The following is a 22,537-nucleotide window of genomic DNA, read 5'->3' as shown; positions in this document are numbered from 1 at the left end:
CTGTAGTCGCATGAGTAAATCAACTTTTCCTTATTCAGCGTATAGTCTGAACACTTAACCGTTCTTAACTGCTGTTCGAACGCATCGATAGCGCAAATTAAATACGGTTTACCGTACCGTCGCTTTACCCTGTTAAAAATTTAAAAGAGGTTATTTTGGCAACACCGTTAAATGAAGTGTCTACAAAACAAGTACTGCAGTGGATAGGTTCACACTTAAGCCAATACAAAAAACGTGTTGCTGGGGCCATTACCGCTTTGTTTACTGCTGCTATAGCATGGTTAATGCTAGGGCAAGGCATTAAATACGCTATCGATAGTGGCTTCGTTGAAAGCGCCTCTGAAACCTTAAATCAGGCCACGGTTATTGTGCTAGTGATTACACTGATTGCCTGTATCGCGACTTATGCCCGTTTTTACTTGATGACGTGGTTAGGCGAGAGAGTTAGCGCCGACATTAGAAACCAGGTTTATTCTCATTTGCTCTCACTTCCCCCTTCATTTTTTGCAGAGCTTAGAACCGGTGAGGTTATTTCACGCTTCACTAGCGATACCACAGTAATTCAAACCGTGGTGGGCATGAGCCTCTCGATGACGCTTCGCTCGGTAGTCACCTTTGTTGGCGCGTTGGTGCTAATGGGGATATCCAGCCCACTACTTACTTTTTGCGTCATTATCGCGGTACCTGCCGTACTTGTCCCCATTAAAGTGTTGGCACCGCAAGTGCGCAAGTTCGCTAAAATAAGCCAAGACAAAGTGGCGGATTTAGGCTCTCACATAGATGAAAGCCTGCATGAAATTATGACGGTTCAAGCGTATACCGCAGAAGACAAAGAACGAGCCCACTTTTCATCTCGCGTAGAGTCTGCCATGGATGCGGCCAAGCATCGTATCCATTACCGCTCTTTATTAATCGGCTGCATTATGTGCTTAAGCATGACAGCGATAATATTTATTGCTTGGGTAGGCGCACGCCAAGTATTAGAAGGCAAAATGACCGTTGGGGAATTGTCTGCCTTTCTATTTTACGCGGTGATGGCAGGCGGCAGTATTGCGACTGTAAGTGAAGTGATTGGAGAAGTGCAACGCGGCGTTGGCGCCAGTGAACGCCTTTATCAGCTGCTGAATGCAACATCAGAAGTGACCTCGCTGTCTGAACACTCGGCTTCATCTCAAGTGCCTCAGGTAGCGCCCGCTATTGCGTTCAAAGACATGAGTTTTGGCTACCCAGGCACTAAGCCATTATTTAACAACCTAAACTTGAATATCAAAGCCGGTGAGAACCTTGCTCTAGTGGGGGCGAGTGGCGCTGGAAAATCATCACTATTCCAATTACTTATGCGTTTTTATGACCCCACTACCGGTGAAATCACGTTTGACGACACGCCCATTGTGGGCATGCCGCTAAGATGCTTGCGCCAACATATCGCCATTGTTACCCAAGAGCCTGTGGTATTCGCCAGTAGCGTAATGGAAAATATTCGCTATGGCAGCCCGAATGCAAGTGACGACGAAGTGATTAATGCAGCCAAAAGAGCCTTTGCTCATGAGTTTATCGATAATCTAGAAAACCGATATCACACTCAGTTGGGTGAGCGTGGCATCAAACTTTCTGGTGGTCAGAAACAACGTATCGCTATAGCCCGTGCAATATTAGCAAATCGCCCTATTCTTCTCTTAGATGAAGCAACAAGTGCGCTAGATGCCATGAGTGAACGTATGGTTCAACAGGCAATGAATCGTTTAATGGAAGGCAAGACCAGTATTGTTATCGCGCATCGCCTGGCCACCGTTCAGCATGCAGATCGTATCGTTGTGATGGATAAAGGCAGCATTGTAAGTATGGGCACCCACGCAGAATTAATGAAAAGCGATACCCTGTATAGGGAATACGCTGAACTGCAATTGCTTAGCTAAGCCGCCTATGGTGCTATAACACTAGAATTTTGCTTGGGTAAAGTGGCAAAAAAAGAACGCGATAACAGCCACTAATTATCATCATTAAAAAAATAAAAAACTAAAAGATTTCGGAAAATAAAATGACAAATATGATCTCCCGATACGCGAGGGTATCGGCGTGCTGTGTGGTATTAGCACTAACCAGTGTGCCGGCTTACAGTCAATTTATGGGTGACAAACAGGCTAAGTTAGTCGTAACTGAGCCAGTCTCTTTCATGTATGAAACCCGAAAAGTGGAAGCTGTGGGCAGTGCCGAGGCGCTTCGCTCCATTGCACTTTACCCTGCTGTTGCCGATGAAGTTATCGAGGTCAATTTTGTTCCGGGCCAACTCGTTGAAGCTGGCAAAGTTTTAATAAAGCTAGATAACCGTCGTCAGAAGAATGCCGTTAAGCGTGCAGAGTTAACATTGAAAGATGCACAGCGTACACTTGATAGGCTTATCACTAGTCATGCGCAAGGCGCGGTGCCTATTAGTGAACTTGACCTTGCTCGCACTCAGCGTGACCTAGCCGAAGTTGCTTTAGAAGAAGCTATTGTCGACTTAGATGACCGGTTTATAAAAGCACCTTTTGATGGCGTTGTAGGCATTACTGACATTGAAGTGGGCGATCGAATAAACGAACAAACGTTAATCACTACTCTGGACCATAGAAGTAAGCTTTACATTAACTTCAAAGCCCCAGAAGCCGCTTTACCTGTGCTAATGAATGCGCCGGACGTGACGCTAGAGCCGTGGAGCGATCGCGAAGTGTCTATAAAAGCCGAAATTGCACAAATTGACTCGCGTATTAACGAAGCAGATCGTACTTTGCGTGCCCGCGCACTGTTAGATAACTCTGCAGATAAATTCCGCCCTGGTATGAGCTTTCGGGTAAATTTAAGTATTCAGGGCGACCGCTATGCAGCGATCCCTGAAGCCGCGTTATTATGGGGTGCTACCGGCGCTTACATTTGGCTGGCAGAGTCAGGAAAAGCGAAACGTGTTGATGTAGACGTTCATCAACGTTTACGCGGTGCAATATTAGTGTCTGGCGCCATTAGCGAAGGAGACAAATTAATTGCTGAGGGTGTGCAACGCCTTCGAAATGGACAAGCGATTACGACTGAATTGGTTGGGGGCCCCGCCAATGAGTAATACGCCTGCAACCAACGACCTCCCCTCTTTATCAATTCGACGGCCGGTACTCATAGTTGTTCTTAATTTACTGATTGCGATTGCTGGTTTATCGGCATTAAATGCACTAGAAGTACGAGAACTCCCCGACGTAGATACGCCAAGAATTACGGTGACTGCCACCTACCCTGGTGCATCACCGGAAACTGTCGATGCCGAAGTTACCAGTCGATTAGAAGGCGCGGTAGCTCGGGTCAGCGGCGTGAAAAACATTTCCGCACAAAGCGAAGAAAACTCAGCACGGATAAGAGTAGAGTTTCGCGCTGGCGTTAACTTAGAAGATGCCGCCAACGAAACCCGAGAGTCGGTGAGCCGTGTTCAGCGACAATTACCGGATGATGTTGAAGAGCTTGCCATTATTCGCGCAGACAGTGATGCCCAAGCAGTAGTAAGCCTAGCTATTTCAAGCGACACCCTAGACATGGAAACCCTGACTGAGCGTGTTGATACCGATGTCGCTCCGCTTTTTTTGAGCATTCCTGGGGTAGCCGATGTCAGCATGAGTGGCGACAGAGAACGTGTGCTTAGGGTATCTGTAGATCCCCTTCGTTTAACCAGCTTTGGGCTATCGATGGCCGAAATTGCCAGCGCATTAGAACTCGCCCCTTTTGATGTGCCAGCAGGCAGTATTCAATCTTCCGACCAAGCCTTAATTGTGCGTGCAGACGCGACATCAGTCAGTGCTGAAGACGTAGGTAACATTGTCATTTCAGGTGATATACGAATTAGCGATGTAGCCAGTGTGTATTTTGGCCCAGCCGATTCCAGCAGTATGGTTCGACTTGATGGCCGCCCTGTTATTGGCTTAGGCGTTATCCGACAAGCTAGCTCAAACACCATTGAAATTTCAGATGAAGTGCTTTCTATGGTGAAAGACTTAGATAAACGCTTTACGGACATGAAGATTGTAGTGACATCTGACGACGCTGAATTTATTCGAGATTCGGTGAAAGAAGTCGTGGTGTCGTTAAGTCTTACCGTAGCCTTGGTTATTCTTACTTTATTAGTGTTTATTGGCTCTTGGCGCGCCACTATTGTGCCAGCGCTGAGTATTCCGGTCTCACTTGCAGGTGCGTTAGGTATCATTTGGGCCATGGGCTTTTCGGTTAATATTCTAACCTTATTGGCGTTGGTGCTTGCCACAGGCATGATTGTTGATGATGCCATTGTGGTATCTGAAAACATTCAGCGCAGAAGGGCTATGGGGCTTGGTCCTCGTGCAGCCGCGGTTATTGGTACCCGCGAAGTATTCTTTGCGGTTATTGCTACTACGGCAGTACTAGCTTCGGTATTTATACCTATCGCATTTTTGCCTTCTACCGCAGGGCGCTTATTCAGAGAATTCGGAGGCGTGCTAGCAGGAGCAGTTATCATCTCATCGTTTGTTGCTTTATCGTTAGTACCCGCGCTTACCGCTCGGCTTTCAAAAAAGCAATCTACGAAGTCGGGTTTTTTCGATGCTACGTTTGGCCGCTTCGGTCACGCCTGTTTACGGCTATATCAAAGGTCATTGGTGTTTGCGTTAAAGTACGCATGGGCGGTTGGCATACTAAGCTTATTAGCTGGCGGTGGTGCATACCTGCTGGCTAAAAATATCGATAATGAATTAATGCCAAGTGAAGATAGAGGCACCATTCGGATATTTGCTCGCGGCCCTGATGGCGCAGGTCTGAACTTTATGGACCGACAGGCCGAGAAGATGGAGGAAATGCTATTCCCTTACGTGGAAAACGGCACCATCGACTCAATTTATACGGTGGTAGGCCAGTGGGATCCTAACATTGTATTTATTACTGTTCCGCTTAAGCATTGGGATGACCGCGACAAATCGTTACAAGACATCGTGGGTGAAATTCGCCCTGGTTTGCAAGCCATTCCAGGTGCGCCGGGCAATGCTTTTGGCGGGAACAGCCTTAATTTACGTGGCCAAGGCGGTGGTTTGGAACTGGCACTCACGGGTGATACTTATGAAAACATTCATAAAGCGGCATTGGCGTTTGCTAACGAAATAGAAAATGCGTTACCTGAAGTGGGTAGACCGCAAATCAGCTATGACCCTACGCAGCCTCAAATGCGAGTTAATATAGATAGGCGACGTGCAGAGGAATTAGGAGTGCCACTGCCAGATATTGCCAGTGCCCTTCGCGCCGCAGTAAATGGTGATGATATTGCTGATTTAAACGTAGGTGACCAAGCCATTCCTATCATGCTGCAAACTAATAATAGAAATTCTATTAACCCATCAGATCTGACTAATCTGTATGTGAAAAGCAGTACTGGTAACTTAGTGCCATTATCCAGTGTCGCATTTATTACTGAAGAAGGCGTGGCGGCAGAGCTTGAACGCCAAGCGCAGCGCCGTGCCATCAATATCGAAATGGATTTGCCAGAAGACTTAGCGTTAAGTGATGTGGTAGACAGCATCCGCGAACTTGGCAATGAAACACTTCCCGATGGCATGGGGTTGGTATTCTTAGGTGAAGCGCAAACCTATGAAGAAACGTCTAAGCAAGTTGCCCTAACTTATGTACTCGCATTTATTATTGTACTGCTAGTATTGGCAGCGCAGTTTGAAAGTGTGAATTCAGCCGTCGTGGTTATGTTAACGGTCCCCTTCGGTATTGCTGCGGCAATTTATGCCCTGTACCTAACCAGTACAAGCATTAACATATACTCGCAAATTGGCTTAGTGATGTTGATTGGTCTTCTAGCGAAAAACGCCATATTACTTATTGAGTTTGCCGATCAGTTACGCGACAAAGGCTACAGTGTTTACGATGCCATTATAGAAGCGGGTCGGGTTCGCCTTCGCCCTATTATGATGACATTGGTGTCCACTATACTAGGTGGTCTGCCACTGATACTTTCAACCGGCGCTGGCGCTGAAGCGCGAAATGCTATTGGCTGGGTTGTATTTGGTGGGCTAGGTATTGCAGTTGTCTTCACCTTATACCTAACGCCAGTACTTTATCTTGCCCTAGCGCGATTTACTAAACCTCGCGCCGATGAAAGCCAGCGGTTAGAAGGGGAAATGCGAGACGCTGAACTGCGCGAAGAAGCCAGTGTAAGTTAAGGCCAATACCGACGGCGTGAATACTCGCTTACTCATTTGTACCTAATGTACCTTTTAAAAGCCTCGTTTTTAACGGGGCTTTTTTATAACTCAGCGGCTAATAAAGGCTGCACTATTTAAGCTTCATCATGATTATCATTGTCGCCGATTAAGTAATTGGTGAAGCGTTTTTTCACTCTGCCATCAGTGATAGCGAAAAGTTATCACACTGATAGTCAAAATATCGCATAAAATGGTTCATTCATGCCCATTTCACTGTTTATTTCATTCCCTAGCTTTTACAATCCGCGCGAATAAAAATTGCTGTTAGGAACTGACACCATGTTAGACGTGGCACTTATTGTCATCGCCATTCTTGCGCTACTGTGCGTTATCTTCGAAGACCTTATTCATGTAGACAAAGCCAAAACCACCTTGTTACTTGGCACTATCTCTTGGTTGCTTCTATTTATATTTTCCTCCTCTATTTCTCAGACCGCGGACATCAACGACGCATTGATGACTAACCTTACTGAGATTTCCACACTGTGGTTATTTTTGGTGGCAGCGATGACATTCGTGGCGTATTTAAACCGAAAAGGGTTAATTGAAAATGTGATGAATATTGTGATGCCAAAGAAAATTAGCCTGAAAGCATTATTGTTCTTTACTGCTATTTTCAGTTTTTGCTTCTCCTCATTAGCCGATAACATTACGGCAACTTTGGTCTCAATTGCGCTCGTACTATCTCTGGGCTTGCCATTGAAACAAACCATCCGCTTTTCTGTGTTGGTGGTGTTTGCCGTCAATTCTGGTGGGGTGTCATTAATTACCGGCGATGTCACAACGTTGATGATTTTCCTACAACACAAAGTATCTATTACCGAGCTTCTCATGCTGATAGGTCCTTCCTTTATTACCGTGATGTTGCTAGCTGCATTATTGAGTATTGGCATTACCGGGGAAGTAAGAATTAAAAAACAGCGAAATGATATTGCAACCGTAGATTACATCATTGCCGCCATATTTCTTGCTACCATAATATTTACACTGGCCGCCAACGTCATGTTTTCCATTCCACCCGTACTTAGCTTTTTAACTGGTATGGCAGTTATGTTCATGGTGGCAACGCTCTACGGAAAACATAACGACAACGACCCCATACTTGACTACATTCGTTACATAGAATTCGACACCCTGCTGTTTTTCTTAGGCGTACTATTGCTTGTAGGTATGTTGGAACATATTCATGCACTTAACGGCTTCATGTATTTATACGATTCATTGCCTGTAAGTGTGGCTAATTATCTGATGGGAATAATGTCTTCCATGATAGATAACGTACCTTTAACCGCAGCATTGTTAAAAGCTGAAATAGCAATGACGACGCCCGAGTGGTTATCGTTCACTTATGCGGTAGGTGTGGGTGGCTCTTTATTGGTGATAGGATCTGCAGCAGGCATTGTGGCCATGAGTAAAGTGGAAGGGCTAACGTTTGCTTCCTTCCTTCGTTACTCTGGCCTATTACTACTTGCCTATAGTGTTGGCTACACCATGGTATTGCTGTTAGCTAATGCATTGTTCTAGTAAAACAATGTTCTAGCAAGACAATGCACTAGCGAGAAAATATACTGAAACCACTATTCAGTGACCCAGTCTTTGCTACCTGCCCTTGCTACCAAGCTTAGTTGCCAATCCTAGTTACAAGGCTTGTTATCAAGCTTTGATACAAAAAAGTAACTTGTGTGCTTTACATCTAGCTAAGCGCTAGACGTATACCGAGCGCTAGATGCATATGATGCATACGTGCTCTAGGCAGTTAGTGCGGAGCTTGGCTACTAACCTGATTGGGCAGCGTACTGCTGCCTGCTATCAATGCCTTTGCTAACAGTTTGTGAGTAAGTACTGATAACAGCTCTGTTTCTGCTTCACTTCGCTCTCCATCTACGCCAGTAATTGCCATGGCAACCTCTAGGGTTTTTTCCGCGTCAAAAGCCAGGTCATCTTTTAGCGCTCTCATGAACTCAAGTTCATCGCCAGTATCAATAGCTTGTCTGGTCTGATAAATCGTATCGTTCAAGAAAGCTTCTCGGCAAATTGGACTTTGCCAGTCTAATTCTTCAACCATTGAATTGAGATAATCTTGTTCGGATAGCGTCACCATACCGTCTACTTGGTATAGCAAAACAGATAATTTGATAAGTGCTTGATTAAAGGTTTGTTGCTGTGAAAGTTGCATAGTTTCATCCTCTTCGTGCCATACGCATTGGCACCACTACTTGCCCGCATCCTGCTAGGCAGTTTATGTTTCTAACGAGAGTTTTAATGTTGCTCCTGCTCGTTGACAGCTATATTACGACACCATGAACAATTAAGTTCAATGTGTGAAATAAATGTAAAATAACTGTTTCATTATAGTCTTTTTACCGTGGGATCCAAGTAAATATGCGTATAAGAAGCCCAAACTAAGTGTGAATATAATTGAAAAGAATAGAGCCGCTAACGCAGCCCTAGGGTGATATCATTAATGTAGAAGTTGCCCGTAAACGTTTTGTCATTTTCACCATGGGGATCGAGGGCAAAAAATTGCTTTTCTTGATCGGCAAGCGCTTGATAGCCGCCAATCACTTGATACATCCAGACCTCTCGATCAAATCCTAATGCTTTTTCTTCGTAGTAGGTTAACGCGGTTTTCGGTTGGCCCGAATCAATGACTTCACAGAAAAAGTCTTCTATGGCCAACTGTAATTCATCCTTTTCAAGAGATACCGTAGATTGTGCGGTTACATCAATATCTTGTGGCTCGTCGGCTTCGTCATGTTTTCCTTTACGCTGATGAATATGCGTAAGCGAGGACACAATTTCTTGATAATCATTCTCGTGCTCAACGTTATTCACATCTGGCGCCGCAGCACTAATCACGCTGTTCGATTGATTAAACAGAATTGGCACTTGCGTCAAGTTAGTGTAGTTACCCGGCGCAAAGTCAGGGTGTTGCTCCATGTGCAGCAAGTAGCCCTTTAGCAAGCGTGTACGACCTTGGAATTCTCTGAATCGCCCGAGTAAATCGATCAAGCGCGCTTGTACCACTGAGAGTTCTTGCGCAGCTTTTGAAAAGCGCTGTTGCAAAGACACCACCAGCAAATGGCGAAGCTCTCGGTTTGAGCCAGCGATTTCACTTAATTCGTCAAAGCGGAAACATTCCAGCTGTGACAGCAAGTCAGTAACTTGCCCTTGCGCCAGTTCGTTTTCACGAATTTTCGCATCTACCGACGACACATAACCAAACTCATTAGTTATACGTCCGAACAACACACGTACGCTGTTCGATAATGACTCAGACAGTTGATACACATGCTCGGTTAAATCGCTCATGTGAGCAGCAGATTCGTTGTATTTATTATAATGCAGGGCTTCTTTGTAATGCTCGGCTAAGGTTTTTAAGCTCGCTAGCGAGGCACCGATATTAGCATTAATCGTGCGGTTTCTTTCGTCTTGTAAGCTACCTTCTAATAACGTACGCACCGCGCTTTTAAGCCGCAACTCACTTTGTGACTCTGGGCGCCAAAGCACGCCAAGCTGCACCAGTTGCTCTAATACTTTAGGGCTGTGATTTTGCTCATCAACCGTGCCGCTAATATAAGCCTGCATGATAAGGTCGCTGTGCTTACCCAATGCATTCAGTAAGCGAGTGCCTGTTTGAATAAGCGCTTGGCTCATAACAAACTACCCTGGGTTATAGCAGCATCAGCTTGCTCAGATAAACTTAGCGCTTCGGTTTCATCAATAAAACGCAGCATTTCATAAAGGTGCTCTACTTTACCGGTGGCAAGGTAAATCTGCTTTTCTGGGTTTGGCTTGGTTAAGTAGCCCATTTCAGTTAGGCGCTTAAATACCTGCTTTAACTGACCATCTAGATTCACGCTGGTAGAACCAAACATGCGGTAACGAGAAATTTTCTCTAGTTGCTCGGCATACGCAGGGGTATCTTCAATAGTGGTTTGCAGTTCGTTCAAGCGAATAGCATTGCCCATGGTAACCGGCATATCAGATTCATTGGCTTGTTGTACTAACAATAACCATTCCACCAGCGGCACTAAATTAGACGCAGTATCTTGAAACTGTTGCGTTAACATTTTGCGCTCTGCCTCACCAATGGTGAGGTAACTGGCAAAAAACACATCGCCTTCAGCTGTGCTTGAAAGTGTGCGATTTAACATGGCTAAATGTGGCTCTAGTTGCTGGGCTTTTTCACGGTTTTTTAAAAAACGCCATGCTTCTTCGTCAGTAACCTGACAAATAAACGTCCCTTGCAATAGTGCGCTTAACACGCGGCCTTGTTCAGTCATCATGATAATGTCTCCTGGCTAGCGGCGTTCCCTTTATCTTGTGCTTTTTTTGCTTGTAGGCGAGCGGCAATGCCACTGGTTCTAGGCTGAACCACCTGCAACTGGCGGGTTACTTTGTCAATTAAGTAGCGATTTTCAAACAAAGTAAGTACTTCCGATTCAGGGTTTGGAAACGCCCCGACTACGCTAATGTTATTATTCTGACAGGCATCAAATATTTTCTTAACGTTGCTTTGATGCAGCGTACCTAGTTCATCAATTGGCCAGTGTACGGTTGCTTCTGCGTCGCCTCGCAATAAACGAGTAAAGGCCAGTAAGAACTTACACAAAATAAGGTAAGCCATACCATGACTAGACGATTCATTAAGCTGACGATCGGTTCGGATAACCAAGTCGCTTTTGCCTTCACGTAAATGAAGTTCGATATCAAGCAACTTGCTGATGCCGCCAGTCAGTGCCGCGCGGCCTAAAATATCTAGCACACGGCGCATACTTAGCCCGTATTCTTCTTCAGGTAAGGTATTGGCGCCCTCTTCCATCCAATGCTCGTAAAGCTTTCTAAACTGCTCTAGCTCTGGCCAGAATTCTAGCTCACTTATGCGAGATCGAATTTTCACAGCTGAATCAGACACGCCATCTAGGAACAACTCACCGTCGACTTCTTGGGTAATTCGGCGGCTTTGCGACACAATGCGCTTATCTATGTCGGCAAGTACAAAGTAGTACTGAGACAAGTCAGCCCCGAATATTCTACCTTGCTCACGTAAGCCTTGCAGTTTCTGAGGCACTATCACGTTAAGCAGCTGAGATAAGTGCGATACCATACGGCGATGGTCGAAGCTCTTTACTCCATGGGCGTTAATGGTGGCGCATTCTTCTCGTGCACGTTCCCATGTATCAGATAGTCCAGTTCCAGCTTGCGCTGCTATTAACTGATCAAACCTTTCTACATAGGCGCGAATATCACTATAAAGGGTATCTCGTTCTTGCAAGTGCCCTTGAACTTCAGAAATACGCTGGTTCACACTGACATCGTCATGCTTAATTTCAGTAAACTCTTTCGCGGCTTGCAGGGTAAGCTTACTGAGTGACTTACTTAACGTTCGAACTTGTTCTAGTTGATCCGTTGCTGTCTTCAGCCTAGCTTCAAGTAAAGCTTGCTGTTCTTGTAATTGTTCCCGCGTCGCTTTGTACTCGCTTTGTTTTTGAGCTAAACCGCGTTCAGATTCCCCTAAAGATTTCCGTGCTTTCGCGAGCTCGTCCTGCCACACCACTTTTTGTTTAGTGAAAATGGTGGCATACCAACGTTCATAATCAGCCACCTTATGGCGGTGGGCTTCGGTGCGGTTTATATCTTCTTTCAGTTTATTGATTTGCTTTTTAAGCTGACCTATTTCGTCTATATCTACACCGCGATTATTCAGCTCATTTTCAAGCCACTTCTGCATGTCTTCACGGTCGCGGGCAGCATTCGCTTTTGCCTGCTGCATGTCTTTATCAATTTGTGCAATACGGCCTGTACTGTCGGCGATAAGTTGTTGCCAGTGGAAGCTATGTTCTGTTTCCGACTCTCGCTGCTGATCTTTTATTTCATCGCGGCTAAGCTCATATTGGGCTTTCGCTTGCTTTTGGGCTTGCAGATTAGCATCAAGCTTCGTTTTCGCCTTTTGCTTGCGCGCTGAAAGTGCCTGCTGGTATTCGCTTAATAAGCTATCACGGTCTTGTTGCGCACGCTTACGGCTAGCTTCGGCACTTTTCACTGCATTGTCTTTTTGCGTCATCGACAATTCAGCATTACGCACATCTTCATTGGCTTTAGCTAAACGCGTTTCGCATTCATTTTGCGCAGCAAGTGATGCCGCTTGACGAGTTTCTGCCAATTGGAGCTGTTGCTTCAAGGCTTGTTCAGTTTGCGCGTATTCCGGCGTCTCAAGCTCTGATAGGGCTAGACTAACGCCCATCAACGACGTACTTGCTTCATCAGTGTCTGACTTTTCGTCCGATTTAGCAGCGCTTGCGTCTTTAACCACACTAGGGCTCAAGTCGTTTCGGTCTAACAACTCAGGGCGAAGCACCTTACCTAATGATAATTCCCAATCATCAACATTAGCTCGCAAGAACTCTAACAATGAGCCCTCCCCCGGATACAGCAAGCCATTGATTTTTGAAACTGCACTTTCTTCTTTTTGAAAGGCAACACGCGCTTTATCAAGTGCGTTTGAGGCATCTTGCCTAAACTGCACCACTTTACTGTGGGCTTGCTGAGTTTGTCGGTAGGCAGCTCGAGCTGCATCTTCGTTAACCGACGCTTCTTTTGTAGCGGCATCAAGCAAATCTAATTGCGACTGTTCAAATTCGTTATAACCCGCGTTAGACAACGACGCTTTTAGTTCAGCTTCAGCGACTTTAAGCTCACCAGACGCGGTTTGAAAATTTGCTTGTAAGGTGCTGAGTTGACCTGCGTAATCATCACGGATGCGCTGTATAGCTTCATGCTCTTGTTGCGTTTGCTCAGCCTTTGTTTCTGCCGCCTCTTGTCGGGCCGCTGAAAGCGACTCTAACGAAAGCGACAACTTATCGCCTAGCTCAGCCAATCGTTTGTTGTAGGCTGATTCAATATCTTGGTGCTTTTCGGTAAGCAATAAATAGCGGCTGTCGGCAAGTTCACGGGCGTTTTGCCACTGCGCTAGATTGGCTACATCTTCTTTTAGTTTATCGATATTCTGGTCTTGCCATTTATCGAATTCACGCTCAACGGTATCAAGTTCACTGGTGTATTTTTCAACATCTGCACGGGCAGAGGAAATAACTTGGTTAAGGTGGTCGCGGGTATCGTGCCACTGACTATCCGTTTGTTTACGCTGAAATGTATTCTCATCTAATTCGTTTTTAGTGGTATCAACACGGGTAGATAGATGCACTTTATCCAACTCAAAGCTGTGCTTTAAGTTAGCTAATAGTTGCTCAGTGCTGCTTAACGCCATATCGGCTTGTTCAAGCTTGCTGAACTCAGGGCGAATATTGTCGAACTGTTTGATTAACTGGCACTCTTTAATCCAGTCATCAACACGGTGACGGCTTAAACCTGAAGTAGGCGGTGTTACCCCGTCTTCTTCCAAAATAGCGGCAATCATGGCTTTGATGGTTTCCATCTTGCCTTCTTTCGAATGCACCGCTTTTGCAAGTTTTTCGATATGACGCATGTGCTTGCTTGGCTCGCACAGGCTAAATATTTTAGCGTAACCTAACAGCTCTCGGCCGTTACCGCTTTGGTTTAATACACCATGATCGTTTTGCACAATTGCACGGAAATCTTTGGTGTTAAGTAAGCTGGTTACCATCACGTTATTGCGTTTCATGGCGCGGGCAAGTTCGGCGCTACTTACGCTAACGTGCTTGCCACTTTTTTGCTTAATTAAGTAATCATCAATATCGAACGGTTTGCCCACTAAACGATAGTTAACACCCGTACCGTTGGAGCTTAAGACCGCTTGGCACAAATCACCATCGGCGCGCGCATATTCATAAATAATAAAACTAGATAAACGAGGTAAGTACCAGCGCTCAAAACTATCGCGAGTGGCAGGAACTACGCGGCTAGGATATTCGCCGTAAAAAACCGGAATGAGCCGCTGCAAGGTAGTTTTACCCGATGCATTTGTACCACAAATGTTGGTATGCCCATCAAGCTTCAATTCTACTACACCCGGTAAATGGGTATCGATGAGAACAATACGTTTTAAGCCTGCCATTCAGTATCCTATATTTTTGAGTCTTTGCATGTAGCCTGAATAAGCTACTACCACGTTAATCAACCGTCTTTATCATTCCATGTTTAACAAACCATTACTGTCTTTAGACACGCTTGTTAAATGGTTAATTAGCCGGTCAGTGTATTATGAATTGAATGATTTGCACAGATGGGAAAAGGGTTTGTGGCATGCCAGAGCAAATGAATGCTGCTTTTTTATTCAAAGGCTGCTCAATATTCACATGCGCTTTGTTCCAAAGAACTAGGCTAGGCAAAAGCAGGACAAGATGTGAGCATATTTATAGGGAGAAAAGTGAGTTAATCGGGTTATCTATTTACTCTGATACCCTTGCGGTTTCAGCGTTGAACCCGTGTTCAGCCAACCAGTCAAAACCATCTGATGCAGTTTCAAAGTGGCGTGTTGACCCTTTTTGTTTTTGCAGATCGATCATACGGTCAAGTTGATAGGTTTTTAATGCGTTGTCTTTATAGACTCTCGCGGTATGGGTCATATTGTTTGCTTCCGCCCACACCAGCATTTCGTTGATTACAGGCTCTGCATCAGGAGTTGATAACGCCCATTCATCAAAATAAACTAAATGTGCCCATGGCGCGTGACTTATCATTCTGCCTATATTTTTAAAATCATTACTGAAACTTTCAGTAATGATTGCGTCCCACGCACCTTTTACGTGGATGACCACAATATTATTGTCTCGTCTAATAACATAATGTTTATTCTTCATCTTAACTAAGCACTCGCTCGTTTTATCAGAAGCTTTATTTAAATATAGAAGATAGTTAGCTAAATGCTTGAGCTTTCACTCAACTTACCCGTAGCGGACTCGTTTTTTCACAATGTGAAGGCACAAAAAAGGAGCTATTAACTAGCCCCTTTTCGTTTCAGATTAGCACTTCAACTTAGTGCATCAATTTAGTATTTCAACTTAGCACCTTTAATGCTTCAAAGCAGGAATCACTCAGTTGCCGTTTTCCCTACCTTCGCATTATTATTGACTGCGTAGCGCTATTAATTTAGTAAAATAGATACCGATTCAGGTGCAGTAAATGGAACACTGTAGCTAGGCGTCATATCACCGGATGCCTGATTTAGAATATTATCGAAACGCAATACAGCACTATTCGATTTTTCAGCCACATACACATGACCGTTACTTAACATCAAATCGACTGGGTTGCCTAACATGCTTAGCGGACCAGAGATAGATACCGACATATCCGTTAGGCCACTTGCGTTTTTAGCACCTGGAATAACATAAAGCTTTCCATCGGTGGCATCTGCTGCACTACCCACATCAGAGATGACCAATGAGTCGCTTTGTGCATCGTAATCGATACCATGAATATTCGTAGGCGCGGCAACAGCCGTTCCCGACATTGCGGGCGTAATTAATCGGTCTTCACCGTCAATAGAGCCCATTCCACTATTAAGTTTACGCACCACATCTTCAAATACCGCGACAGTACCGTTAGTCAGCGCTAAGAACGCTTGATCTGTTTCTGCATCATAGTCAACATCCCAAGGGCTAGCGCCGTTAGATGCCGTTAGCGTAAGTAACGGAGCAACATTACCTGCGGCACACGTTGAGAAAATGCGAACACCTGGTGCGGTGGCATCTATATCGGCAACAAATATAAGATTATCGTTTGATGAAACATCAATACCTTTAGGCGCAATAAGTCCCGTGCTATCACCGCTAATCTCATGGTCGTAAGACGTATTATACATACCGTCATTACGGGTAGATTTAAGACGGTTTACTACCAATATGCCACCTGTACTGGTTGCCGTATCATCAAAGGTAATATACCCGTCACCCACGTCGGTGTAAGTTGCGCTCTCAATACTAATAGTGCTATCGAAGCTAGCTAACTCACTGCTTAATGTGGCGCTATACTGCGTAACACCGCCGGTGGTATCGCCAGCTTCTCCAGGATTACTGGTTACACTAAGCCCCTTGATGGGCATGGTAGATAGACCATTGTCAGACGCGTCCACTTGCATTTCTACATCTGTTAATTCAGCTATTGATTCAGGCTTACTGGTAGAGGTAACAAGGTCAGGAGCTATGTCGCCACTCTCACCACTAAATATGTTGGTGAAGACAAGAATAGCGTCATTCGACTTTTCAGCCACGCGCAAGGTAGAACCGGTAAGCGCAATATCAACAGGATTACCTAATACCGTTGATGCACCGCCAATAGTTCTGGTAGGTACGGTAGCACCATCAGCAGAGGCTGCACTGGTAAGCACAAATAGTTGCCCATCGTCAGCTACGGCAGCATCGCCAACATCCGATACCACTAATCTGTCTGACATAGGCTCGTAAACAATACCGTGAGCGTTAACAGAGATTTGGTTTCCATCGCTATCTGAAGGCACTATAGTACGCGTCACTGTTGGGGCAAACTCAGAGGCTATCACATCATCGTATACCGCAATGGTACCATCGGTTAGTGCCACAAATAAGCGGTCTGAATCTTCATCAAATGCCACATCCCAAGGTTGGGCTGCGGTTACAATTTCAGCTACCGGAGCCACATCGCCAGCAGCTTGGCTACCAAAAATACTGATGCGCATACCAGTAAAGTCGGCAGCAAAGATAATGCCCGCGTCATTAGCTACTGCAATTCCTTTCGGGTTAGTTAGTCCTGTGTTGGCACCACTAATTTCTGTGTCAGCATCTGCTGAATACATGCCTGATGTGCTGCTTGATAAGGAACATAAAGTACGTAACAAGGGCGTATCGCTGTCTCCTGCTTGCACTACGCTGCCTGTTTGGGTGAAAACGACACCTTCATTTGCGCCTGTGGTTAGCGTTTCAAGCGTGTTCGCGTTTTGGTCAACAAGACTTACGGTGCCACTATTGCTCTCACCATTATTGGCAATAAGAAATTGGCCTTGAGGCAAGCCTGGTGCGCCGTTACTTCCGTCTGCGCCATCCATACCAGCAACGCCGTCTATACCATCTTTTCCGTCGTCGCCATTACAACCAGATAACAGCATGGCCACCGCTACAGAAATAGCCGTTAATTTAAGTGTGTTTGATGTTGTATTTACCATTTTCATGCAGTGTAACTCCATTATACGTGCTCTCAGATTAAGTAGACGCGTGAAACTGCTAACGCCCTGTCACTTAAACCAAACGACTTGCACATAGAATTAGATGCAAAAAAATAAAAAAAGCCTCATTTAGTCAAATGAGGCTTTCAAAATAATCAATTTTTAACAGCTATCTTGGGGGAAACATACCGCCACCGCCGCCGAAACCACCAGGGCCTCCGCCGCCACCAAATCCACCTGGACCGCCCGGCCCACCTGGAGGCATCATACCTTTCATCTGACGCATCATTTTCTTCATGCCGCCGCCAGACATTTTCTTCATCATCTTCTGCATTTGAGTAAACTGTTTAAGTAAACGGTTCACATCCTGAATCTGAGTACCAGAACCTGCAGCAATACGACGCTTGCGCGACCCTTTAATGATATCAGGGCGAGAACGTTCAGCCGGTGTCATCGAATTAATGATGGCTTCCATCTGGTTGAACTGCTTGTCGTTGGCCTGTTCTTTGATTTTTTCAGACATACCGCCCATACCAGGCAGTTTGTCCATCATTCCCATCATGCCGCCCATGTTCTTCATTTGCTCAAGCTGATCTTTAAAATCTTGCAGATCGAAACCTTTGCCTTTTTGGACTTTCTTAGCCAGTTGTTCCGCTTTGTTGCGATCAACTTTACGTTCTACTTCTTCAATTAAGCTGAGTACGTCACCCATGCCTAAAATACGTGAAGCAATACGCTCTGGATGGAATGGCTCTAGCGCATCAACTTTCTCGCCCATACCGATAAACTTAATAGGTTTACCTGTAATATGACGAACAGAAAGGGCAGCACCGCCGCGCGCATCACCATCGGCTTTCGTTAAGATTACGCCGGTTAATGGTAGTGCATCGTTGAACGCTTTTGCTGTATTAGCCGCATCTTGGCCTGTCATGGCATCAACCACGAACAAGGTTTCAATTGGCTTCACAGCAGCATGTAAATCTTTGATCTCGTTCATCATGTCATTATCGACATGTAAACGACCCGCGGTATCAACTAGCAGTACATCAAAGAAGTTTTTCTTCGCTTCATCGATGGCGCCTTCAACAATGTGAATCGGCGTTTGTAAAATAGTTGACGGGTGAAAAGCTACATTCACTTCGCTAGCAAGGGTTTCCAATTGTTTGATCGCTGCGGGGCGATAAACATCGGCACTTACTACCATTACCTTTTTCTTTTCACGTTCGGTAAGGTATTTAGCAAGCTTAGCCACTGAGGTGGTTTTACCCGCCCCTTGAAGGCCTGCCATCAAAATAACCGCAGGTGGCTGAGTGGCAAGGTTTAGCTTTTCGTTAGCTTCCCCCATCACAGCTTCAAGTTCAGACTGAACAATCTTGATAAAGATTTGTCCAGGCTTCAGGCTCTTGGTAACTTCAGTCCCTACCGCACGTTCTTTAACTTGTGCAACGAAGGATTTAATAACTGGTAATGCAACATCCGCTTCAAGTAACGCCATGCGCACTTCGCGAAGCGTTTCTTTAATGTTGTCTTCTGTAAGACGCCCCTTACCACTGACATTTCGTAATGTCTGGCCTAAGCGTTCTGATAAATTTTCAAACATAGTATGAAACTTCTATTTATTTCAGACGTAATGCGCCTATTGTAACGTAAAAGGGCAACTTAACGTACCGTCTAGTGAAGGAAATTTCTTTCCTCTGTCTACTGCTCATGCATACAAGCCTGCTATGAGCCACCATTAAACTAATTCAGGTCGTTATTGTCTCATCTCGCAGGCTTGCATGCGAGGGAATTAAACGAACTCTATTGCTCCAATACATGGTACTTGCATAAAGAAAAACAAGGAGATGGTTGAATTTAAGCCCAACTTCCAGTATCAATACCGCCAGTATTGGTGATAAACACCATTTTTTACAGGAAACATCATGAACACCGCTTTCGCCATTGCCGCCGCTGCGCTTTACGCTATGGCCGCCATTGTTTTACTTGGCAAGTTTGTACATCAAGAAGGCCCAAACAAACGCTTAGGCCTAGGCATAGCTAGCTTAGGTGTTGTTGCGCATATTGCGTTTTTGCTTAACGTTATTATGGTAGCGCCTGGCCAAGACATGAGTATTACCAATGTGCTTTCACTCGTGGCGTGGATAATCACCACCGCCATGCTGATATTTGCGCGCGCTATTCCCAACCTTATTTTGCTTCCGGTAGTATTTGGGTTTGCTAGCTTATCGGTGCTGGCCTCGCTATTTATCCCCGTGTCTTACATCATGCATATCGAGCTGCAACCGGGGCTAGTGGTGCATATCAGCTTGTCTTTGTTTGCTTATTGCACATTGGTTATTGCTTTTCTTTATGCCTTGCAAATGTCATACATTACCTATCGATTGAAGCAAAAAGGTGCAACGCTTCTACATTCATCTTTGCCACCTTTGATGTTAGTCGAAGGCATATTGTTTAAGCTTTTGCTGGCGGGTACGTGCTTGTTGTCTGTATCGCTGCTAAGTGGATTTGTTTTCTTAGACGATATGTTTAATAAAACGTATGCACATAAAACGGTACTATCAAGTGCCGCGTTAGTGGTGTACTTAATACTATTGGTCGGTCAGAAACTTCGAGGATGGCGCGGCAAACAAGTGATATTTATGACAGTACTTGGGGTTATTTTACTGTCACTTGCGTACTTCGGTAGTAAATTGGTACGAGAAATATTGCTATAAATCGCCATTTATCCAAATGAATTAATCAAATTTACGTGCACACCTAGCGTATGCTGCGTATATTGCACATGTAGACCTAACTTCAAATTATAGTATTTGAACATCAATAAATGATAGGAACCCAATAGTTGGACGACATATCTACGAGTACGCTGTTTATCGCGCTCGGCGTACTCATATTACTTTCTGCGTATTTCTCTAGCTCTGAAACAGGCATGATGTCGATAAACCGATATCGCCTTAAGCACTTGCAAAATGAAGGCAATAAATCTGCCCAACGGGTTCAAAAACTCCTCGATCGCCCTGATAGACTTATCGGTCTTATCTTAATAGGGAATAACCTAGTCAATATTGCCGCGTCATCGTTAGCGACAATAATTTGTATACGCTTGTTTGGCGATTACTGGGGCTTATTTGCAGCCACCTTTGGCTTAACTTTAATTCTACTTATTTTTGCGGAAGTCACCCCGAAAACATTAGCTGCGCTTTACCCCGAGAAAGTGGCCTTCCCGAGTTCAGTCATACTTTTACCCTTGCTAACGATACTTTATCCGTTCGTGGCGTTTATCAATGGCATCACCAATGGCATTTTAGCACTGCTTAAAATTAGCCCCTCAGATGGTAATGACGACTCTTTAAGCCGCGAAGAATTACGCACTGTGGTATACGAAGCGGGAAGCCTTATCCCTAAAAAACACCAAGATATGTTGGTGAGCATTCTTGATTTAGAAAGTGTCACAGCTGAAGACATCATGGTGCCACGAGCTGAAATTGTTGCCATAGACATTAATGACGAATGGAAACGTATTCAGAAGCACCTTACCCACGCTCAACATACCCGCGTGCTACTTTATCGCGATAGCATTGATGATGCAGTTGGGTTTGTACATGTACGTGATGCCCTGCGCTTATTGTCAAAGGATCAGTTCACTAAATCGAGTCTTCTGCGAGCGGTAAGAGAAATTTACTACACACCAGAGTCTACCCCGCTGCATACCCTTATGTATAAGTTTCAAGCAGAAAAAGAACGCATCGCACTCGTTGTTGATGAGTATGGCGATATTATGGGCTTGGTGACGCTAGAAGATATTCTTGAAGAAATTATCGGTGATTTCACGACCAGCATGGTGCCTGATCACAGCAAAGAAGCGCACGTTCAGCAAGACGGATCAGTATTGGTAGATGGCAGTGCTAACATTCGCGATCTAAACAAAGAAATGGATTGGAACTTGCCTACCGAAGGCCCGAAAACGTTGAATGGGTTATTGCTAGAGTATTTAGAAGAAATTCCTGAGAACAAAGTGAGTGTACGCTTGGCAGGTTACCCGTTAGAGATTGTGGATATTACAGAAAACATGATCAAAACGGTTCGTATTATGCCGGAGTACTTCAATGCACCCCAGTCTGGCGCTTCAGACTAGATTTTATCTACTGCTTTTTGAGCACGTTTGGCAAGCACTTGCGCTTTTGCAGCCGCAACCTTGTCAGACAACGTAGACAATTTTGTAATAATGTCCTGCATCTCCTCATCTTCGCGCAAATCTGCTTCCGCCATGTGCGACTGCAATGAACGCTTGAGGAGTTCAGGAATAGATTTGCTGGTCATTCCCCACCCTGCTTTCGAATAAACTTTGACACTCTCAATATTTATTATCGGTCAAAAACAAAACTTCTGAAGCAAAATTCACAAATAAATCTTTAGTCTAATGTAACCATCGATTTTCAAGCCAGATAAACACATATCTTGGCCTATTCTCGTCAATTAAACCTTCAGCCTTGATAATGCGTTACCAAGGTACCTTTTTGTGTTCTAAGTGAGTATCGGATGACGGCAATAGAGGCGGTAGCGAATAAACTGGTTGTGTAAGACTGGCACAGTGCATCAACCAAATAGCTGACTAACGGCATATGGCTAACCACCAATATTCGCTTGAGAGGTTGTTTTGTATTCACAGCACTGTGAATGCGTGCAGACAAATAATCACTAACCAATTCTGCTGAACCGTCGGGAATAATATCTTCATTGACTTCGACTTTATCAGCGACGATATCGAGCGACACCATATCAAGGGTTTGACGCGTTCTGCGATAAGGGCTGATTAACGCCAAATCCACGGCGTTATCAGGACAATAATTCGCACACAACCACTGCGTGGCGGCCGACGATTGCTGTCTACCAACTTGAGTGAGCTGCCGACTTTTGTCATCCAAACGCGGCGCTTCTGCCTCTCCGTGACGCATGATAAATAAAAAAATGTCGTCGTTGCTACTTTGACCTGACATAACATTACGCATACTATGTTTTATGTGCAGTTACGATAACAGAGTGCTTTAATTACGCATAGCACAAAACCTAAATAGTGGTTATTAAACTGTATTATTTCATTTCAGGGATTGTGAGCAGTTCGTGGTTTTCCTGACAATTTTGTCTTGAGTTTTTACAATGAGATCAT

The 22,537-nt window shown here is 44.8% G+C and carries 15 protein-coding genes; 6 read left to right on the top strand and 9 right to left on the bottom strand.

Annotated features, from left to right (window positions below; genetic code table 11):
• Positions 1-155: 155 nt before the first annotated feature.
• The 4 genes from ALT761_RS06075 to nhaD all read left to right on the top strand — a co-directional run bounded on the left by ALT761_RS06075 (position 156) and on the right by nhaD (position 7,772).
• Positions 156-1,916 carry an ABC transporter transmembrane domain-containing protein gene (locus tag ALT761_RS06075; protein WP_129737327.1) on the top strand — a complete coding sequence of 587 codons (1,761 nt, stop codon included), beginning with the start codon at positions 156-158 and terminating at the stop codon, positions 1,914-1,916.
• A 131-nt stretch (positions 1,917-2,047) separates the two neighbouring features.
• The gene (locus ALT761_RS06070) at positions 2,048-3,094 is read left to right on the top strand and encodes an efflux RND transporter periplasmic adaptor subunit (RefSeq protein WP_442858144.1); all 1,047 of its coding nucleotides are present in this window, start codon (positions 2,048-2,050) and stop codon (positions 3,092-3,094) included.
• Positions 3,087-6,206 (top strand): efflux RND transporter permease subunit, encoded by a 3,120-nt coding sequence (locus ALT761_RS06065; RefSeq protein ID WP_126871879.1) that lies wholly within the window; start codon positions 3,087-3,089, stop codon positions 6,204-6,206. Before ALT761_RS06070 ends, ALT761_RS06065 begins: the two co-directional genes overlap by 8 nt.
• A gap of 321 nt (positions 6,207-6,527) precedes the next feature.
• Entirely contained in the window at positions 6,528-7,772 is a 1,245-nt protein-coding gene (gene nhaD, locus ALT761_RS06060) for a sodium:proton antiporter NhaD (RefSeq protein WP_129737325.1), read from the top strand.
• A 232-nt stretch (positions 7,773-8,004) separates the two neighbouring features.
• Here nhaD and ALT761_RS06055 read toward each other — a convergent pair whose 3' ends face one another.
• The 7 genes from ALT761_RS06055 to ffh all read right to left on the bottom strand — a co-directional run bounded on the left by ALT761_RS06055 (position 8,005) and on the right by ffh (position 18,970).
• Positions 8,005-8,424 (bottom strand): TerB family tellurite resistance protein, encoded by a 420-nt coding sequence (locus ALT761_RS06055; protein ID WP_129737323.1) that lies wholly within the window; start codon positions 8,422-8,424, stop codon positions 8,005-8,007.
• Positions 8,425-8,684: 260 nt separating this feature from the next.
• Positions 8,685-9,905, bottom strand: a complete 1,221-nt coding sequence (locus tag ALT761_RS06050) for a phosphoenolpyruvate carboxylase (protein ID WP_129737321.1) — start codon at positions 9,903-9,905, stop codon at positions 8,685-8,687.
• Positions 9,902-10,537, bottom strand: coding sequence for a condensin complex protein MksE (locus ALT761_RS06045; protein WP_126871883.1), 636 nt, complete (start codon positions 10,535-10,537; stop codon positions 9,902-9,904). The genes ALT761_RS06050 and ALT761_RS06045 overlap by 4 nt, the downstream gene beginning before the upstream one ends.
• Positions 10,534-14,286, bottom strand: coding sequence for an ATP-binding protein (locus tag ALT761_RS06040; RefSeq protein ID WP_129737319.1), 3,753 nt, complete (start codon positions 14,284-14,286; stop codon positions 10,534-10,536). The genes ALT761_RS06045 and ALT761_RS06040 overlap by 4 nt, the downstream gene beginning before the upstream one ends.
• 334 nt (positions 14,287-14,620) lie before the next feature.
• Positions 14,621-15,031 (bottom strand): hypothetical protein, encoded by a 411-nt coding sequence (locus ALT761_RS06035; RefSeq protein WP_129737317.1) that lies wholly within the window; start codon positions 15,029-15,031, stop codon positions 14,621-14,623.
• Between the two features lie 284 nt (positions 15,032-15,315).
• Positions 15,316-17,376, bottom strand: a complete 2,061-nt coding sequence (locus ALT761_RS06030) for a YncE family protein (protein ID WP_129737315.1) — start codon at positions 17,374-17,376, stop codon at positions 15,316-15,318.
• A gap of 163 nt (positions 17,377-17,539) precedes the next feature.
• On the bottom strand, positions 17,540-18,970 hold the full coding sequence (ffh, locus tag ALT761_RS06025) for a signal recognition particle protein (RefSeq protein ID WP_126871887.1): 1,431 nt from the start codon (positions 18,968-18,970) through the stop codon (positions 17,540-17,542).
• A 322-nt stretch (positions 18,971-19,292) separates the two neighbouring features.
• Between ffh and ALT761_RS06020 the strand changes: the two genes are divergently transcribed.
• Positions 19,293-20,084, top strand: coding sequence for a cytochrome C assembly family protein (locus tag ALT761_RS06020; protein WP_129737313.1), 792 nt, complete (start codon positions 19,293-19,295; stop codon positions 20,082-20,084).
• Positions 20,085-20,212: 128 nt separating this feature from the next.
• Entirely contained in the window at positions 20,213-21,505 is a 1,293-nt protein-coding gene (locus ALT761_RS06015; protein WP_013784915.1) for an HlyC/CorC family transporter, read from the top strand.
• Here ALT761_RS06015 and ALT761_RS06010 read toward each other — a convergent pair.
• Both ALT761_RS06010 and sixA read right to left on the bottom strand, forming a co-directional pair.
• Positions 21,502-21,690, bottom strand: coding sequence for a hypothetical protein (locus ALT761_RS06010; RefSeq protein WP_013784916.1), 189 nt, complete (start codon positions 21,688-21,690; stop codon positions 21,502-21,504). The genes ALT761_RS06015 and ALT761_RS06010 overlap by 4 nt on opposite strands.
• Positions 21,691-21,854: 164 nt before the next feature.
• On the bottom strand, positions 21,855-22,367 hold the full coding sequence (gene sixA, locus ALT761_RS06005) for a phosphohistidine phosphatase SixA (protein ID WP_232043543.1): 513 nt from the start codon (positions 22,365-22,367) through the stop codon (positions 21,855-21,857).
• Positions 22,368-22,537: the final 170 nt, after the last annotated feature.

The organism is Alteromonas sp. 76-1 (assembly GCF_900654235.1).
Lineage (GTDB): Bacteria > Pseudomonadota > Gammaproteobacteria > Enterobacterales > Alteromonadaceae > Alteromonas > Alteromonas naphthalenivorans.
Note: the sequence above shows the minus strand (reverse complement) of the source record. Positions and strands in the feature narration are given on the sequence as shown.

Excerpts from the sequence above, each read along its gene's own strand:
- ALT761_RS06070 (WP_442858144.1), top strand. The coding sequence starts at position 2,048 with ATGATCTCCCGATACGCGAGGGTATCGGCGTGCTGTGTGGTATTAGCA.
- ALT761_RS06045 (WP_126871883.1), bottom strand. The coding sequence starts at position 10,537 with ATGATGACTGAACAAGGCCGCGTGTTAAGCGCACTATTGCAAGGGACG.
- sixA (WP_232043543.1), bottom strand. The coding sequence starts at position 22,367 with ATGTCAGGTCAAAGTAGCAACGACGACATTTTTTTATTTATCATGCGT.
- ALT761_RS06010 (WP_013784916.1), bottom strand. The coding sequence starts at position 21,690 with ATGACCAGCAAATCTATTCCTGAACTCCTCAAGCGTTCATTGCAGTCG.
- ALT761_RS06035 (WP_129737317.1), bottom strand. The coding sequence starts at position 15,031 with ATGAAGAATAAACATTATGTTATTAGACGAGACAATAATATTGTGGTC.
- nhaD (WP_129737325.1), top strand. The coding sequence starts at position 6,528 with ATGTTAGACGTGGCACTTATTGTCATCGCCATTCTTGCGCTACTGTGC.
- ALT761_RS06040 (WP_129737319.1), bottom strand. The coding sequence starts at position 14,286 with ATGGCAGGCTTAAAACGTATTGTTCTCATCGATACCCATTTACCGGGT.
- ffh (WP_126871887.1), bottom strand. The coding sequence starts at position 18,970 with ATGTTTGAAAATTTATCAGAACGCTTAGGCCAGACATTACGAAATGTC.
- ALT761_RS06065 (WP_126871879.1), top strand. The coding sequence starts at position 3,087 with ATGAGTAATACGCCTGCAACCAACGACCTCCCCTCTTTATCAATTCGA.
- ALT761_RS06020 (WP_129737313.1), top strand. The coding sequence starts at position 19,293 with ATGAACACCGCTTTCGCCATTGCCGCCGCTGCGCTTTACGCTATGGCC.
- ALT761_RS06050 (WP_129737321.1), bottom strand. The coding sequence starts at position 9,905 with ATGAGCCAAGCGCTTATTCAAACAGGCACTCGCTTACTGAATGCATTG.
- ALT761_RS06055 (WP_129737323.1), bottom strand. The coding sequence starts at position 8,424 with ATGCAACTTTCACAGCAACAAACCTTTAATCAAGCACTTATCAAATTA.
- ALT761_RS06030 (WP_129737315.1), bottom strand. The coding sequence starts at position 17,376 with ATGAAAATGGTAAATACAACATCAAACACACTTAAATTAACGGCTATT.